Here is a 390-nt window from a genome sequence, read left to right as displayed (position 1 = left end):
AATCGCCAACTTTACGGCCGCAAGCGGCGGACATACCCCAGAACACGCCGCTGTGGCCTGAACCCATCCGCGCTGGAAAAGGGCCGCCCCGGCCACGGCAAAAAACGCCACGCATTCCCTCCTGGGCGAAAGGTGAAATTGTCCCCTTCCGAAGGCGGCCTTGGCATTATAATTCATTTAGTTGGGAAAGGCTTGTTTTGAATAATCTCATGCCGCCGTTTGAAAAATAAAAAAGGGGGTATTTCCCCCCCTCGTAAAAACGTTCGCAGCTTTTCGGCAGAACCTTTCACGTTGATATCTTTTGCCGGCATCATCAAAAACACGAAGTCCTGCGATAAATCACTCCACCGACCTATGCGATGCAACGTATGCGTCATAAGACTCCCCCCC

General features: G+C 52.3%; 1 protein-coding gene. It reads right to left on the bottom strand.

Going from position 1 to position 390, the window contains the following annotated elements; genetic code table 11:
- Positions 1-173: 173 nt before the first annotated feature.
- Positions 174-390: hypothetical protein (locus tag EZM41_RS02800; RefSeq protein WP_232619001.1), on the bottom strand; the 217-nt coding region annotated here is incomplete at its 5' end.

It is taken from the genome of Acetomicrobium sp. S15 = DSM 107314 (assembly GCF_016125955.1).
GTDB classification, from domain to species: domain Bacteria; phylum Synergistota; class Synergistia; order Synergistales; family Thermosynergistaceae; genus Thermosynergistes; species Thermosynergistes pyruvativorans.
Note: the sequence above shows the minus strand (reverse complement) of the source record. Positions and strands in the feature narration are given on the sequence as shown.